The 14,550-nt window shown below is 65.2% G+C and carries 10 protein-coding genes; 5 read left to right on the forward strand and 5 right to left on the reverse strand.

What is annotated here, in order from left to right:
* A complete protein-coding gene (gene fliW / locus D779_RS09855; RefSeq protein WP_043753295.1) occupies window positions 1-414 on the forward strand; it encodes a flagellar assembly protein FliW in 414 nt (137 codons plus the stop codon).
* Window positions 415-435: 21 nt separating this feature from the next.
* On the opposite strand, the gene D779_RS09860 is transcribed toward fliW, so the two are convergent.
* Window positions 436-1,668 carry an EAL and HDOD domain-containing protein gene (locus tag D779_RS09860; RefSeq protein ID WP_043753207.1) on the reverse strand — a complete coding sequence of 411 codons (1,233 nt, stop codon included), beginning with the start codon at window positions 1,666-1,668 and terminating at the stop codon, window positions 436-438.
* A 195-nt stretch (window positions 1,669-1,863) separates the two neighbouring features.
* Between D779_RS09860 and D779_RS09865 the strand changes: the two genes are divergently transcribed.
* Window positions 1,864-2,238, forward strand: coding sequence for a zinc ribbon domain-containing protein YjdM (locus tag D779_RS09865; RefSeq protein ID WP_456297597.1), 375 nt, complete (start codon window positions 1,864-1,866; stop codon window positions 2,236-2,238).
* 52 nt (window positions 2,239-2,290) lie between these two features.
* On the opposite strand, the gene D779_RS09870 is transcribed toward D779_RS09865, so the two are convergent.
* Both D779_RS09870 and D779_RS09875 read right to left on the reverse strand, forming a co-directional pair.
* Complete coding sequence (locus D779_RS09870) at window positions 2,291-4,543, reverse strand: patatin-like phospholipase family protein (protein WP_043753209.1); 2,253 nt, start codon at window positions 4,541-4,543, stop codon at window positions 2,291-2,293.
* Between the two features lie 251 nt (window positions 4,544-4,794).
* The gene (locus tag D779_RS09875; RefSeq protein WP_043753211.1) at window positions 4,795-6,087 is read right to left on the reverse strand and encodes an OmpP1/FadL family transporter; all 1,293 of its coding nucleotides are present in this window, start codon (window positions 6,085-6,087) and stop codon (window positions 4,795-4,797) included.
* 492 nt (window positions 6,088-6,579) lie between these two features.
* On the opposite strand from D779_RS09875, the gene D779_RS09880 reads away from it, so the two are divergent.
* The 3 genes from D779_RS09880 to D779_RS09890 all read left to right on the forward strand — a co-directional run bounded on the left by D779_RS09880 (window position 6,580) and on the right by D779_RS09890 (window position 9,048).
* Window positions 6,580-7,488, forward strand: coding sequence for a LysR substrate-binding domain-containing protein (locus D779_RS09880; protein ID WP_043753214.1), 909 nt, complete (start codon window positions 6,580-6,582; stop codon window positions 7,486-7,488).
* Between the two features lie 76 nt (window positions 7,489-7,564).
* Window positions 7,565-7,960, forward strand: coding sequence for a hypothetical protein (locus tag D779_RS09885; protein WP_043753215.1), 396 nt, complete (start codon window positions 7,565-7,567; stop codon window positions 7,958-7,960).
* Between the two features lie 14 nt (window positions 7,961-7,974).
* The gene (locus tag D779_RS09890) at window positions 7,975-9,048 is read left to right on the forward strand and encodes an AI-2E family transporter (RefSeq protein ID WP_043753217.1); all 1,074 of its coding nucleotides are present in this window, start codon (window positions 7,975-7,977) and stop codon (window positions 9,046-9,048) included.
* Window positions 9,049-9,241: 193 nt separating this feature from the next.
* Here the strand turns inward: D779_RS09890 and D779_RS09895 are convergent, their stop codons facing one another.
* Both D779_RS09895 and D779_RS09900 read right to left on the reverse strand, forming a co-directional pair.
* Window positions 9,242-10,189: a protochlorophyllide oxidoreductase gene (locus D779_RS09895; protein ID WP_043753219.1), complete on the reverse strand. Its 948-nt coding sequence runs from the start codon at window positions 10,187-10,189 to the stop codon at window positions 9,242-9,244.
* Between the two features lie 100 nt (window positions 10,190-10,289).
* Entirely contained in the window at window positions 10,290-14,426 is a 4,137-nt protein-coding gene (locus tag D779_RS09900; RefSeq protein ID WP_043753222.1) for a DEAD/DEAH box helicase, read from the reverse strand.
* Window positions 14,427-14,550: the final 124 nt, after the last annotated feature.

The following is a 14,550-nucleotide window of genomic DNA, read 5'->3' on the forward strand; positions in this document are numbered from 1 at the left end:
ATGGCCGACGACAGCACCGACTCCACCAAGGAACTCGTCTTCCCCCAGGGCATCCCGGGGTTCGGCGATCAGCGCCGTTATCGCTTGAGCCACTCGGATACCGAATCGGGCCGCGTCTACTGGATGCAGTCGAGCGAGGATCCGGAGATCAGCTTCACCCTGGTCGATCCGGCCATGTATTCGCTGAACTACCAGCTCGAACTGAGCGATGAGGAGGCGGCGCTGATCCAGGCCGACGGTCCCGAAGACGTCATGGTCTTCCTCATGGTCTGGAAGGCGGAAGCGGACGACCCGCAACAGCAGCCTGGCATCAACGCCAACATCACGGGCCCGATTCTCATCAATCCCGAGAAGCGCCTGGGGATGCAGAAACTCATTTCGCAGCCCAAGGTGGCACTGAACATCTCGGCCTGATCCCGAATCCCATCGGCCGCATCAGCGCTGCGGCGCGGGAGCCGAGAGCTGCGCCTGGACCTCCTGCGCCCAGGCGAATGCCTCGAGGAAATAGCCGGACAGGACCTCCTCGTTCAAACCGGGAGGCCGCTCAGCGCGATCGCCCAGCGCAAGCCCCTCGAACCGGGCGGCTGAGGCCAGCACCTGACCCAGCAGTCCCCGGTACGTGAGAATGGCGTCTTTCAGCGAGGCGTCCAGCGGCAGGCCGGCGAGCGCCTCCTGCAATGGAATCTCCAGGATCTCGTCGAGATTGGAGAAGAGCCCGACGGTGAAGAGCGCATCCTTCTCGCGTGTCAGATGGCGTTCCCCGACGATCTGACAGAATCGGGCATAGAGCAGCGAGCGGGTGAGCGAATAGGGGCTCTGCGCATTCATCGAGCCCAAGGCGACGAGCGCGGCCCACTGGCGGATGGTGCGCAGACCGACCAGCGAGATTGCCTGCATCAGGTTGTGGATGGTGCGCCCCTGCGATACGGAGGCGCCGCCGAGGAAGCGCAGCAGCCGATAGCTGAGCACGGCGTCCTGACCGATGAGGTGCTCGACCTCCTGCAGACTCAGATCCTCGTCCTGGAGCTCGGCCAGCAATTTCATCAGCCTCAGCCGGTCGCTGGGCGGACGCTTGCCGCTGACGACCTTGGGCCGAGCCAGGTAATACCCCTGGAACAGATCGAAGCCCATATTGAGACACTGGACGAACTGGATACGGTTCTCCACCTTCTCGGCCAGCAACTTGAGCCCTGAATAGCGGGACACCTGATCGTACTTGGCCTGAATCGCCTCCTCGCCATCGCCCAGCACGTCGATCTTGACGATGTGACAGAGCTCGAGCAGCGGCTCCCAGCTGGAATGGAAGACGAAGTCGTCGAGCGCCACCGTGAAGCCCGCGTCGACCAGCCGGCGGACCGCCCCGACCAACTCGGGGGTCACCCGCACGTTTTCGAGGATCTCCAGGACCACGCGATCGGGCGGCAGGGTCTGGATGACCTCGCTCGCGAGCAGCCCGTCGGTCAGGTTGATGTAGAGCCGCTTGTCGCGTCCGAGACGCTCGACCCCGATATCGGTGAAGGCATTGAGGATGACCTGAGAGGTCGCCGAATCGCCATTGAGCCCGCTGCCCTCGAACCCACCCCCTTCGTCGCGAAACAGGAGTTCGTAGGCCACGACCTGGCGCTCGCGATCGAAGATGGGCTGGAATCCGAGAAAGGCGTTGGTCATGGTGGCTTCACTTCGATGTAGCTGCGGCTTCAACCGCATCCGACCGACTCGACGCCTCTCGCGCGACCTGAGACGCCTATCGTGCTTGACGGGGCTCAAGATACTCCGACTGGACGCCCGAAGGTTAGCCTTTCTGACCATGCCCCTGGGAAAACGCGGGAATCGAGGTTGCCGAATCGGCACCGAGGAGCTACCGTGCTGCGCCTTTGGCATCATACCCTGGAAGACTCCATGTCCGATTTCCCGCCCTGTCCGCTCTGCGCCAGCGAAAACACCTACTCCGACGGCACGCTCTACGTCTGCCCGGATTGCGCCCATGAATGGTCTCCGGACGAGGCCGCCGACGCAGCCGACACGGACGCTCAGGTCCGCGATGCCAACGGCAATGTGCTCGAAGACGGCGATTCGGTGGTGCTGATCAAGGACCTGAAGGTCAAGGGCAGCTCGACCACGCTGAAGGTCGGCACCAAGATCAAGAGGATCCGCATCGTCGGCGGCGATCACGAGGTGGACTGCAAGACGGACGCCGGCAGCTTCATGCTCAAGGCATGCTATCTGCGCAAGTGCTGAGCGAGAGACCGCCACCATTGGAGGGTGGCGGGCTCTCCGGTGGCACCTCGGCTCAGGGGCTGCCGATCAGCACATAGATGGCGCTGTCGCCATCCGCCGAGAGGCCGAGTCCGAGATAGGCCGGCCCGATCCAGGTATCCGAGCCGAAGAAGACACTGCCTCCATAACGCGTGTCCTCGGTGCTGAGGATCTCGTCCGCTCCCGCCCCCTCGATGACCCCGTCACCCAGCCAGCCCGCCTCGAGCGAGACCCCGAGATAGAGCCCACGCCCGATCGGCGGCGGCAGGGATGCGATCTGCCGATAATAGGCCAGCCCGGCGAAGGCCATGTCGTTGGAGCGGAACTGATCGTTGGCATAGCCGGAGAGCTGGAGGAATCCGCCTAGCGCGAACTGGTCGTAATAGGGCATCTCGGCGCCGAAGCTGGTGCCCGCCTTGACGTTGGCGGCCAGGGTGTTGACACCGAAGCTGTGAGCGGCGGTCGCCCTCAGCAATGCCCGGGTATAGTCGACCTCCGCCCCCATGGCAGACAGGGGTGCCAGTGCCTCGAGCGACAGGCGCACGCCCTTTCGAGGGGCGCCCGCGCTGTCCAGGGTGTCGTAGAGTATCCGGCCGCGCACACCGGAATCCGTGACCTGCCCCTCCGGCAGCTCGGGCGATCCCGTATCCAGGTCCAGCTTGGTCTCGCCGAAATAGGCCCCGGCGCGCATCTCGACCCCGCCGAGCGTGGTCCCCAGATCGGCGCCCAGGCGCAGTCGCGTCAGGTCATAGCGCGCGACCCTCTGCTCATCCACGAAGACGCTTTCCGGCGTCGTGCCCACATCCAGATAGGGGGCGACGAAGAGCGAGCGATCGAGACTCAGGGGCTGATAGAACTCCGAGAACAGGTTCGGGGCGTTCCCGATCGTGGCGGCCGTGCTCCACTCGGCCCCCAGGCGGTTGAGCCAGGTCTGATCGTAGGTAGCGCGCAGACCGAAGCGGTTGTCGCCCTGATTGTCGCTGGAGAAGACGAGACCGAATCCGAAATACCCTGGGCCCCAGGCCTTTTCCAGCGCATCCACGATCAGCAGATCGGAGCCGTCGCGCTGGGGCTGGAAGCGGTAGCTGATCCGCTCGAAATCGCCGCGGCCATAGACCGCCTGGATATCCTCGGCCAGACGATCGCGCTCGAGCGGACGCTCCGCGTTGGCCTCGACCAGACCGTCGAACACCTCGGGATTGACGCGCTCCAGACCCGAGATCCGCACCTCGCCGACCCGCCGGACCGGATGGCCCGGACCGAAATGCCCGGACCTCCAGGCGACATATTCGGACTCGCTCAGGCTGAAGCGCCGCAGCGCGCCGCGCATCTCGTCGGCCGCCGCCTCGCCGGTCGCGATGGCCTCGCTGGCGCGCGCGAAATCGCCGGAGGTGATGTCCCCCAGATCGGGCACGATCAGCAGATCGCACCCCTGGCGCAGCTCGGCCATGGAGGTCTTGACGTTCTGCTCGGTGAGGATGGCGATCATCTGCCCCGTGACCCCGAGGATGGTGCCCAGCTGATCGCGCGGCAGATAGCCCGAGCCGAGATTGACGGCGATGATGACGTCCACGTCCATGGATCGGGCCACGTCGACCGGCATGTTGCGCACCAGTCCGCCATCGACATAGATGTGATCGTCCCACTCGATGGGCGCGAAGACACCCGGCACCGACATGCTGGCGCGCATGGCGACCGGCAGGGGTCCGCGATCGAAGACCTTCATGTCCCCGTTCTCGAGATCGGTGGCCACGGCGCGGAATGGAATCGGCAAGGCGTCGAAATCGTGGACGGTCTCGACGCCCTTGACCAGATCGTTGAAAAACAGCTGCACCTTCTGACCCGAGATGGCCCCCTTGGGCAACCTGACACGACCATCGCGCAAGCCCAGAGAGAAGTTCCATTTCGGATTGGCGCTGGCCTCCTTGCGCCGCGCCGGCCAGTCCTTGCGCGGAGGATCGTCGTCGAAGAGATCGGCCCAGTCGATACCGGTCACGCGCCGCTCCAGCTCGTCCGCCGACAGACCGGCGGCATAGGCGCCGCCGACCAGCGAGCCCATGCTGGTGCCGGCGATGGCATGGATAGGGACGCGCTCCTCCTCCAATACCTTGAGCACGCCGATGTGGGCCGATCCCTTGGCCCCGCCGCCGCTCAGGACCAGACCGATCCGCGGATGCGCGGGAAGCTTGCAGCTGGCCGCCCGGACATCGGGCGGAATCGACGACCAGGACAGGAGCACCAGAACGCCCATCAATAGGCGGAGCGAAACGCTTGAACGCTGTTCCATGGATGACCCCTTCAAGAGACGAGTGGACCGCGGATGGACCGGAGAGGGTTGGCGGGCAGTCTAACGGAGGGATCGGCGAGCGCAAAGCCGATGGCCGCGGCTTACGGATCGGCGGCCGTCCGCGACGCGAAGGGTAGGCAGAGGCCGGGATCGGAACGCCAATGGCTTCGACACCCGGCAGGCGTATCGGCCAATCGACTCCGTACGGGTAGGACGCAAGACGCCTCCCCGCCGGGTCGATCGGGATGGGCTCAGAAGGTCTTGACGACCTGCAGACCGATCAGATGGGCATCCATGCTGTAGTCGCCGTCGAGCGCGGTGGTGCCGTTGAGGTCGTGGCCCGTGTAGGTGGTATTGCTGCGGTACTTGCGCTCCTCGGCGAGCACGTACATGTAGCCGGCCTCGAACTGGAAGCCGTCGCCGAGCGCCTGGGCGACGCCGATGCCGAACAGATGACGATCGCTGTCGGGCACGCGGGCGCTGAAGTGATCGTCGCCCTGCCCGGTCTCGTCATAGGAATAGCCGAAGCGCAGCTGGGTCTTGTCGTTGAGCTGATAGGTCGCGCCGATGCGATAGGCGTTGGCGTCGTCCCAATCGTTCTGGTCGCTGAAGAGGACGGAGCCCGAGCCCTTGCCCGTGGCCTTGAGGTCGTTGAATTCGCTCCAGCCGGTCCGGGTGATGTCGAACTCGACCGCCAGACGCGCGTTGAAGACATAGCGGGCACCGATCTGCAGACGCCAGGGCAGATCCAGGTCCAGCTCGGCCGACTGGGACGGCCCGAGCACGCCGAGCGCCACCAGGGTTGAACTCTTGGCGGTGAAATCGCCATCGAGCTCGACCGTCGCCGCCGAGCGGTAGGAGGCACCGAAGCTCCAAGGCCCCTCCCGGTAAAGCGCGCTCAGGTTGAAGCCGAGTCCGGTACCGTCACCGCTGAGCCCACCGGCGGTGGAATTCAGCTTGGCGCTCTTGACCCAGTAGACGTCGAGACCGGCGGCGACGCTGAGCTGATCGTTGACGCGATAGCTCGCGCTGGGAACCATGTCCAGGACCTCCAGCTTGCTGGAGAGCGGATGGCTGAGCGGAACGTTCGGATCGAGCGGGGGGGGCACCGGCAGTCTGCGGGTTCCGCTGACCGCCGGAAAGGTGCCATCCTCCCAGCGGGTCTCGAGACCGAATGGCGTGGTGACCCCGAAACCGATGTTCCACTGGTCGTTGAGCTTGAAGACGGCCTGGATCTGGGGCGTGACCTGCCAGTCCGCCCCCTGGCTGTCGTGGTCGCCGGATGCCGTTTTGACACTGAAGCTGGGACCGATAAGGATGGTTCCGGCACTGATGCTGGAGCCTTCCTGGAAGGCCATGGCCGCCGGATTGTAGGGGATGGCGCCGATCTCGTCGGGGTTGGCGACGACCGCGTTGGCGGTACTCATTCCGAGGATCGACGCCTCGGGAAGCATGAATCCGGCGGCGAAGGAGGATTGCTGGACGCCTAGGGTTCCCGCCGCGAGCACGCAGGCGATGGAATAGGTGATCCTGTTGTTGAGCATGAGGCGTTTCCTTGTGGTGAGGATGGATTCGCTGTTGTTCTATTCCCGGCGGCGCGCGCCATTCGGTGCCCTGACATCTGGGAAGCAGCCCTTTAGGGAGCGGCACTCGAATCTGGCTTGGGCCGGGCATCGTTCGACCTGAGAAAACCGCCCCGATTCTCGGTACCGGATCCTGACCGAAACGCCAGGACGGGTTGTTGCGGCGCAACATCGGACGGGGCTCGTGCGGATATCCATCGCGGCAGAGACCATGCCCTGGACGATGGGCATCTCGGTGTCCCTGTAAGGTTTTTTCGGCCGCGTCGAACTCTATGCGAAGCCTGCGGTCAATTCCATCTTTTGTTGCGGTTTTTTGTCATGTGCGTGAAAGGTGACAGACCGCGTGTACTCGCCTCCCTCTCCCGACCGGCCATGCATCCGACCCTATCTGGAAACCCGAGGCTGTGATATAAGCGCTTTCTATTTGGGTATCTGGTTTCGGGTGATATCTAAATGGCCGACCGCAGACTCCAGGTCTTTCACACGGTCGCTCGGCTGCTGAGTTTCACCAAGGCGGCCGAGACCCTGCACATGACCCAGCCGGCGGTCACCTTCCAGGTGCGCCAGCTGGAAGAGCACTTCAACACGCGGCTCTTCGACCGCACACACAACCGCATCAGCCTCACCGAAGCAGGCCATGCCGTCTTCGCTTCGGCCGAGCGCATCTTCGAGCTTTATGCCGAGATGGAGAACGCGGTTCGCGAGATCACCGGCGAGGTCAGCGGCGCGCTCACCATCGGGGCCAGCACCACCATCGCCGAATACATGCTCCCGCCCCTGCTGGGCGACTTCAAGGAGCGCTATCCCGAGGTCACCATCCATCTCAAGGTCGCCAACACCGAGGGCATCGTCTCCATGGTCGAGAACAATGTCATCGATCTAGGGGTCGTCGAGGCCCCGGTGACCAACAAGAACCTGGTGGTCGAGGCCTGCAAGCAGGACCAGTTGTTCGCCATCGTGGCACCGGGCCATCCGCTCGCCGACCGGGACGAGGTGGAGCTGGCGCATCTGCTGCAGTATCCCTTCATCTGCCGCGAGGAGGGATCGGGCACGCGCGAGGTGATCGGCGACTATCTGCAGCTCCAGAACGACTGCAACGCGGCGATCAAGGTGGCCATGGAGCTCGGCAGCCCGGAGGCGATCAAGGGCGCGGTCGAGGCCGGAATGGGCGTGTCCGTGATCTCGGGCACCACCATCCAGAAGGAGCTGAAGCTGGGCACGCTGGTCGCCCTGCGCCTGAATCCGCCGCTCAACCGGCCCTTCTCCTTCGTCCATCAGAAACAGAAGTTCAGACTGCGGGTGATGGAGGAACTGCTGGAATTCGCCCGCAGCTACTGCCGCACCCAGAGCGGAGCCGACTGATCGGCCCATCGCCACGCCCCTCGCCCGCCGGCCTCGACCCAGCCGAGGGGATCCAGACACCGAGAGCCCCAGAACCATGCTGCCCCAGCCAACCGGATCCGCCGCGGAACGGCGACTCGCCAAGCTATACCGATCGCTCTCGCCGGCCGACCGAGACACCTTGATCGCCTTCGCCGAGTTCCTCGTCCAGCGCGGCCGCCCCGAACCCGGCGAGACGATGCCGCGCGAGCCCAAGCCGACGACCCGGCCCGACAAGGAAACCGTGGTCGGCGCCATCAAGCGGCTGTCGCAGAGCTACGATATGCTGGAGCGCGATAGCCTGCTCAACGAGACCTCCGCGCTCATGTCGGCGCATCTGCTGCAGGGACGCGGCGCGGCCGAGGTCATCGACGACCTCGAGGCGCTGTTCGCCCGCCACTATCAGGACTATCTGACCACATTCGCCCCACAAGACCGCACCGGCTCAGCATAAGGCATCCGTCCTCCATGAATATCGTCTCCCACTGGTTCCAGCGCAATCTCTCGGACCCGCAGATCGTCTTTCTGGCGATGCTGCTGCTCTTCGTCTTCGCCGTCGTGCTCACCATGGGTCACATGCTCGCCCCCGTCCTGGCAAGCATCGTCATCGCCTATCTGCTGGAGGGGCTGGTCGATCAGCTCGAGCGACGCAGACTGCCGCGACTGCCGAGCGTGCTGCTGGTGTACATCCTCTTCCTGCTGTTCGTGGCCCTGGTGCTGCTCGGTGTCATGCCGCTGGTGTCGCGCCAGATCACCGAGCTGGTCCAGCAGCTTCCCAACATGATCTCGGATGGGACCCAGGTCCTGATGGACCTGCCCGCGCGCTATCCGGATCTGTTCACGCAGACCCAGGTCGACGAGCTCAACGCCTCGCTGCGCTCCGAGGTGGTCTCCTTCGGCCAGAAGGTGCTGTCCTGGTCGCTGGCGAGCGTGGTGGGCGTCATCACCATCATGATCTATCTGATCCTGATGCCGCTGCTGGTTTTCTTCTTCATGAAGGACAAGGATCTCATCCTCGGCTGGTTCCGCAGCCGGCTGCCGCGTCACCACGGGATCGCCTGGGACGTGTGGAAGGACGTGGACCGCCAGATCTCCAACTATGTGCGCGGCAAGGCGTGGGAGATCCTCATCGTCTGGGGGGCGAGCTATCTGACCTTCTCGGCCTTCGGGCTCAAGTACGCCATGCTGCTGTCCCTGCTGGTCGGCCTCTCGGTCATCATTCCCTACATCGGCGCGGCCGTGGTCACCCTCCCGGTGCTGATCGTCGCCTGGTTCCAATGGGGCTGGTCGTCCGAATTCGCCTGGCTGACCTTCGCCTACGCCATCATCCAGGCGCTCGACGGCAACGTGCTGGTCCCGCTGCTCTTCTCCGAGGTGGTCAACCTGCATCCGGTCGCCATCATCGTCGCCATCCTGGTCTTCGGCGGACTCTGGGGTTTCTGGGGGGTCTTCTTCGCCATTCCCCTGGCAACCCTGGTCCAGGCGATCATCACCGCCTGGCCGAAGCGACTGGAGATCGCCGAGAACGTCAGCGACATCTGAGCCCATGTAGGGCGCAATAGCGACAGCGTATTGCGCCCTATCGCAGGTAGCCGCGAGATTTCGACCCCATACATTCATTGCCTACGGCGCAATACGGCCGCTCCAGAATCGAACGCCCCACGTTCATGAACCCCGTCATGAACACCAAAGACTTGCAGCCACCCAGTAGGAACGGCCTATTGCGCCCTACTCGTCAGCCATCCCCTCCGCGATATTTCTTCTCGCAGCGCAGAACCAGATCCACGTCGACCTGAGCCATCCCCTCCTTGGCCGCCTCCTTCTCGATGATGCGGCGGATCATGGGACGGATGAACACCGGGGCCTCGTGGACCCGTTCCTGTGCATCGGCGCTCCAGCCCACGCCGAGCTTCTTGTTGACCCAGCTGCCCGACGGGGGCGGCGGCTCGATCTCCTCGGCGATCGAGACCCCGGGATCGCCACCGAAGGCCGCCTCGGCCAGCACGTCGGACATGGTCTTGCCGAAGGCGCGGGTATAGACCGGGAAGGCGGGGTCGTTGCGGAAGACCTCCTTCTTGAGTTCGAGCAGGGTCTCGCGGCGCGCCTGAACCGAGACCGGATCCAGGTCGCGCTCGGCCCGTTCGATGTAGTGATGGAGCCAGGTCTCGACGACCGCCTCGAAGGCGGCGAAAAAGCCGTCTGGATCGAGCGGCTTGAAGGCGCAGTGCAGGATGTGGGGCGAGGTGACGGCGCTCAGCCATTCGAGCGGCGTATCGGGCAGATCCAGCGCCGGGCGATGGGTCTCGGCGACGGCGCAGAAGGGGCTCAGGTCCATTCCGGGGGAGCTTGGCGCCAGATCCAGCGTCAGCAGGGTCCGCTCCGGCGGCATGCCGCCGACGTGCAGCAGAAAGACCGGGATGTCGTACTCGACCCGCGGATAGGCGAAGATCACCAGCCCGACACGTCCGCGCCTGAGCGAATACTGGCTGACCATCACCCGGTCGAGCTTCTCGCCCTGGTAGATCCGCGCCCGGCTCCAGATCCGCTTCTCGCGACCCTCGCGGCAGGCGGCGTATTCGGTGAAATCCTCGAGATCCAGCGAGGTCTTCAATCGGTCGAGGAACAGGGCCTCATGGCGGTTCCAGGTCGTCACATCGGGCTCAGCCAGTCTGTCCGCGCTCATGTCGTTCTCGTTATCGGGCTCAAGGGCGAGGACTATAGCGGCGGCGGACCGGTAACGCCAAGTTAAACACAGTTCAATTCTCGGGAATCCAGGGACCGGATCAGACCGCCTGGTCGCGGATCAGCGACAGCATCTCGTCGTAGCTGAGCCGTCCGCCGTCGCCCGTGCCCTCCAGCAGCCCGTCGGCGAGATCGCGCTTGGAGGCGTGCAGGGCGAGGATCTTCTCCTCGATGGTGCCCTTGGTGACGAGCCGGTAGATGGTCACCGGACGCTCCTGCCCGATGCGATGGGCGCGGTCGCTGGCCTGATCCTCGACCGCCGGGTTCCACCAGGGATCCATGTGGATGACATAGTCGGCGGCGGTCAGGTTGAGACCGGACCCGCCGGCCCTTAGGCTGATGAGGAAGAGATCGCCCTCCCCGGCCTGGAAGGCGGCGACGGCCTTCTTGCGCTGGTTTTCGGGGGTCGAGCCGTCGAGATACTGGTAGACGATGCCGCGCGTGTCGAGATACTCGCGGATGATCGACAGATGGTCGACGAACTGGCTGAACACCAGCGCCTTGTGACGGTTGTCGAGCAGTTCGTCGAGGATCTCGCCGAAGGCGTCCAGCTTGGAACTCGACAACTCGCTGTCCGGCAGGGCCAGCCTGGGATGACAGCAGACCCGGCGCAGCCGCATGATCTCGGCGAGCAGCTGCATGCGCTTCTGGCCCGGATTGGTCTCCTCGGTCTCGAGCTTGGCCAGGGCCTCGCGGCGCACCGCCTCGTAGAGCGCGGCCTCGGCCTGTCCCAGTTCCAGTTCGAGGCTGATCTCGGTGCGCGGCGGCAGCTCGCTCAGCACCTCGCTCTTGAGCCGGCGCAGGACGAAGGGCCGCAGCAGCTGGCGCAGCCGCTTGCGCGCGCCCGAGTCCTGGTGCTGTTCGATGGGGGCGGCGAAGCGCCGGTTGAAGGTGTCGAGCGATCCGAGCAGACCCGGATTGATGAAGCGGAAGAGGTTCCAGAGCTCGCCCAGATGGTTCTCGATCGGGGTGCCGGTGGTAATCATGCGGAAGCCGGCGTCGAGCTTCATGATCGCCTGCGAGCGCTTGGTCGCGGCGTTCTTGAAGGCATGGGCCTCGTCGGCGACGATGGTCGCCCACTTGACGGCGGCGAGCCGTTCGCCCTCGGTCTGCAGCAGACCGTAGCTGCAGACGAGAAGATCGAATGGACCGGCCGACTCCAGCATCTCCTCGCGGTCGCCCGCGCCGAAGCGCCTGGGATTCAGGGTCGGGGCGAAGCGGCCGGCCTCGGCGATCCAGTTGGAGCAGACCGACATGGGCGCCAGCACCAGGGTCGGCCCCTCGGTCGCCCGCGAGAGGATGAGCGCCAGGGCCTGCAGCGTCTTGCCGAGCCCCATGTCGTCGGCCAGACAGGCGCCCGCGCCCCAGTGGGCCAGGCGCGCCAGCCAGCGGAAGCCCTCGACCTGGTAGTCGCGCAGCTCGGCCTGGAGGGTCGAGGGCAGGGTCGGCTCCAGTTCGCGCACCTCGGACAGCCGCTTCAGGGTGGACTGCCACTGGGCGTTCTTCTTGACCGACATGCCCGCCAGGTTCTCGTCGATGGCGCCCGCCGCCAGGGGATTGAAACGCCCCTTGTCGGTCAGACCGGCGAGGCCCTCCAGCTGGCGGCGCAGTGCGTCGCTCAGCACCAGGAACTGGCGCTCGCCGAGCCGCACGAAACGGCTAGACGACTCCTGGACCAGATCCAGGAGCTGCTGCATGCCCAGCACCCGTCCGTCCTCGAGATCCAGTTCGCCATCCAGCCCCAGCCAGTCGCGCTCCTTGGTCACGCTCACCCGCATGCTCGACGGGGCGAGTTCGGGGGTGAGACCGATCCGCTTGCCCTCCGGCCACTGCAGCACCAGGGCATCGCCGAGCGCATACAGCTGCTCGAGCGCGGTGAGCGCCTCCTCGGGGTCTTCCAGGGTCCAGCTCCAGCCGCGCTGGCCGGCCAGGGCCGGACAGGCGTCGATCACCGACTTGGCCGCGCGGCGCTCGGCAACCAGATCCCGGGTGGTCTGCACCGGGCGGCCGTCGATCTCGGCGAAGAGCGTGGCCATGCCCTGCCCCGGCGCCATGCGCGGCCCCTCGTCGCCGAGGGGATGCATGAAGAGCTCGAGGGTCAGACCCTCGTCGAGCGGATTGAGATGGACCCGGGGCCGGGTGTCTGCCTCTCGAGACTCGGCCAGATGCTCGGTCCCCCCGATCGCCGAGTGCACGGTGAGCAAGGGTGCGACGGCGGCAATGCCCTCGAGCACCTTGTCCTTGCCGTCCGGCGGCACCGCCAGACCCTCCCGCCCCAGGATGCCCGCGATCCGGCGGTGCGATGCCTCGAAGCGGACGATACGCACCCGCTGCGCCCCATCTTTCTCCACCAACAGGTTCAACCCCTCCGGAGGAAAGGGATCGATGCGCACCAGAATGTCCTGCTTGCGCTTCACGACCTCGAGCACGGGACCCACCTGGACGACCTCGATCGGGGCCTCCATGGCCCCCGGCCGAAAGATGCGCGGATGGCCGACCGCACCGAGCAGCGCCTGGTCCGAGTCGAGACTGTAGTAGGACCGACCGTACCAGCCAGCCTCGTGATCCTGAGACAAACCGATCAGGATGCGCCGATCCTCGTCGGTCAGATACTCGAATTCGTCGATCGACTCGGCCAAACGCTGCAGGGCCACGGCCCGGCCCTGGGTCCAGCCGCCACGCTTGTTGCGCTTCTGCTCGCGCGGCTCCAGGGTGGCCCGTCCGCCGTAAATGTTGAGCACCCAGCACATGCGCCGATCCGGACCCGAATCCGCTGCCAGAGCGGCCCCCGACTTGGCCTCACCCGGCGCCCCCAGACCCTTGAGCGCATCCAGCGCGATCTCCCAGGTCGACTTGGGCGCGAGCAGAGCGACCAATGAGGGCATGGGATCCGGACGCGGCGGCAGATCCAGAAGCCGGGACGGACGCCCTCCGATCCGCAAGAGCTCGTTGGCCTCCCAGGCATACCAGAGCGCCCCGGCCGCTTTGGCCTGCCTGCCATATTCGGCCAGCAGCTCCAGCCCCTTGACCTCGAGCTTCTCGCCAAGCCAATGCAGCGCCAAGAGATGGAAGAGCAAGGTCATCGGCCCCTCACCCGCCGGATCTCGGCGCAACCGGGACGCAGACTCGAAGCGCAGCCGCCCACTGAGAACGCCCGCCAGCGATTCGACGAGATAGAGGACGAGATCGAAGCTTGCCCTCTCTTTTGAACGCGCCACGATCTCGAGCTGACGCATCACGAAATCCAGGTCGGCCGGATCGCCACGCTTGACCAGCGACAGGAGATGCAGCGCCCCCGGAAACCCGCGAAGGGTGAGATTGCGCTTGCGGGTCTGGCGCTTCAGGGTCGTCAGATGGAGATCGAAGACGCCCAGCGCCTCCTCATGTCGGCCCTGGACGAAATGCAGCCAGCCGATCAGCGGCAGGGAGTCGTTGGACACCCGCTGCGCCAGGATGGACGCGGCCTCGTCCAGCCGGCCATCGATCAGATTACGCTCGGCCAGCGCCAGGGCCGCCGCCGGATGCGCGTCCATGAGCGACTCCAGGATCCCACGCGCCACCCCGTCCAGATCCGATGTCGCGGTCAGCCGGTAACCGGCCTCGACCAGACTTGGGGCCAGGGCCAGGACGCGCAGTCGGGGCGACAGCGTCCCGAGCCATTCCGTATCCAGCGAGGCGGTACAGACATGGGCCAGCGGTGCGACGTCCTGATAGGAGAGACGTCCGTCGGCGGATTGCTCCGTCAGCCCGAGCTCCTCGAGCACCTCGCGCTCGTGCCCGCCATAGAGCGCGACACGCAGACGACGAACGCCCTTCTCCGGATCCTGCTGCTGCCAATGATATTGCGGCCGGCTGCTCACCTCCCGCTCGGCCGCCTCGACGATCTCCTTGAAGGTGCCATCCTTCACCGTCTCGCGCGTCAGCCTCTCGGCCAGATCGAACGGGCAGCGGAGCCCGGAACGCTCGGCGATCAGCAACCCCTGATCCACCAGACGTTCGCGCAAGGGCTTCGCCATCAGATCGACGAGCGGTCGCCCTTCGGAGTCGCGCCATTTGAGTCGCTTCAGGATCTTCTGCAGGTTCGTCTGGGTCGTGGGCTCGTAGACGACCGATACCACTTGCAGGATGCGGCGTTCGTCTGGATTCAGGGAGGTCAGCGGTTGAATCGGATCGGACATCGGATAGCAGATAGCGGATAGCGGCTTGAATTCGGTTTGTATGGAGTGCGGCGGCCACAAGCGCATCGGCATCGGTCCATCGACATCCTTTGCGCCCTTCACGCCTGTGCGCTTCGATCGAGGC

This window comes from Imhoffiella purpurea, from assembly GCF_000585215.1.
GTDB classification, from domain to species: domain Bacteria; phylum Pseudomonadota; class Gammaproteobacteria; order Chromatiales; family Chromatiaceae; genus Imhoffiella; species Imhoffiella purpurea.

Bases quoted from the DNA above. Each gene is read 5' to 3' on its own strand.
- fliW (WP_043753295.1), top strand. From the start codon at position 1: ATGGCCGACGACAGCACCGACTCCACCAAGGAACTCGTCTTCCCCCAG.
- D779_RS09880 (WP_043753214.1), top strand. From the start codon at position 6,580: ATGGCCGACCGCAGACTCCAGGTCTTTCACACGGTCGCTCGGCTGCTG.
- D779_RS09870 (WP_043753209.1), bottom strand. From the start codon at position 4,543: ATGGAACAGCGTTCAAGCGTTTCGCTCCGCCTATTGATGGGCGTTCTG.
- D779_RS09875 (WP_043753211.1), bottom strand. From the start codon at position 6,087: ATGCTCAACAACAGGATCACCTATTCCATCGCCTGCGTGCTCGCGGCG.
- D779_RS09860 (WP_043753207.1), bottom strand. From the start codon at position 1,668: ATGACCAACGCCTTTCTCGGATTCCAGCCCATCTTCGATCGCGAGCGC.
- D779_RS09885 (WP_043753215.1), top strand. From the start codon at position 7,565: ATGCTGCCCCAGCCAACCGGATCCGCCGCGGAACGGCGACTCGCCAAG.
- D779_RS09890 (WP_043753217.1), top strand. From the start codon at position 7,975: ATGAATATCGTCTCCCACTGGTTCCAGCGCAATCTCTCGGACCCGCAG.
- D779_RS09895 (WP_043753219.1), bottom strand. From the start codon at position 10,189: ATGAGCGCGGACAGACTGGCTGAGCCCGATGTGACGACCTGGAACCGC.
- D779_RS09900 (WP_043753222.1), bottom strand. From the start codon at position 14,426: ATGTCCGATCCGATTCAACCGCTGACCTCCCTGAATCCAGACGAACGC.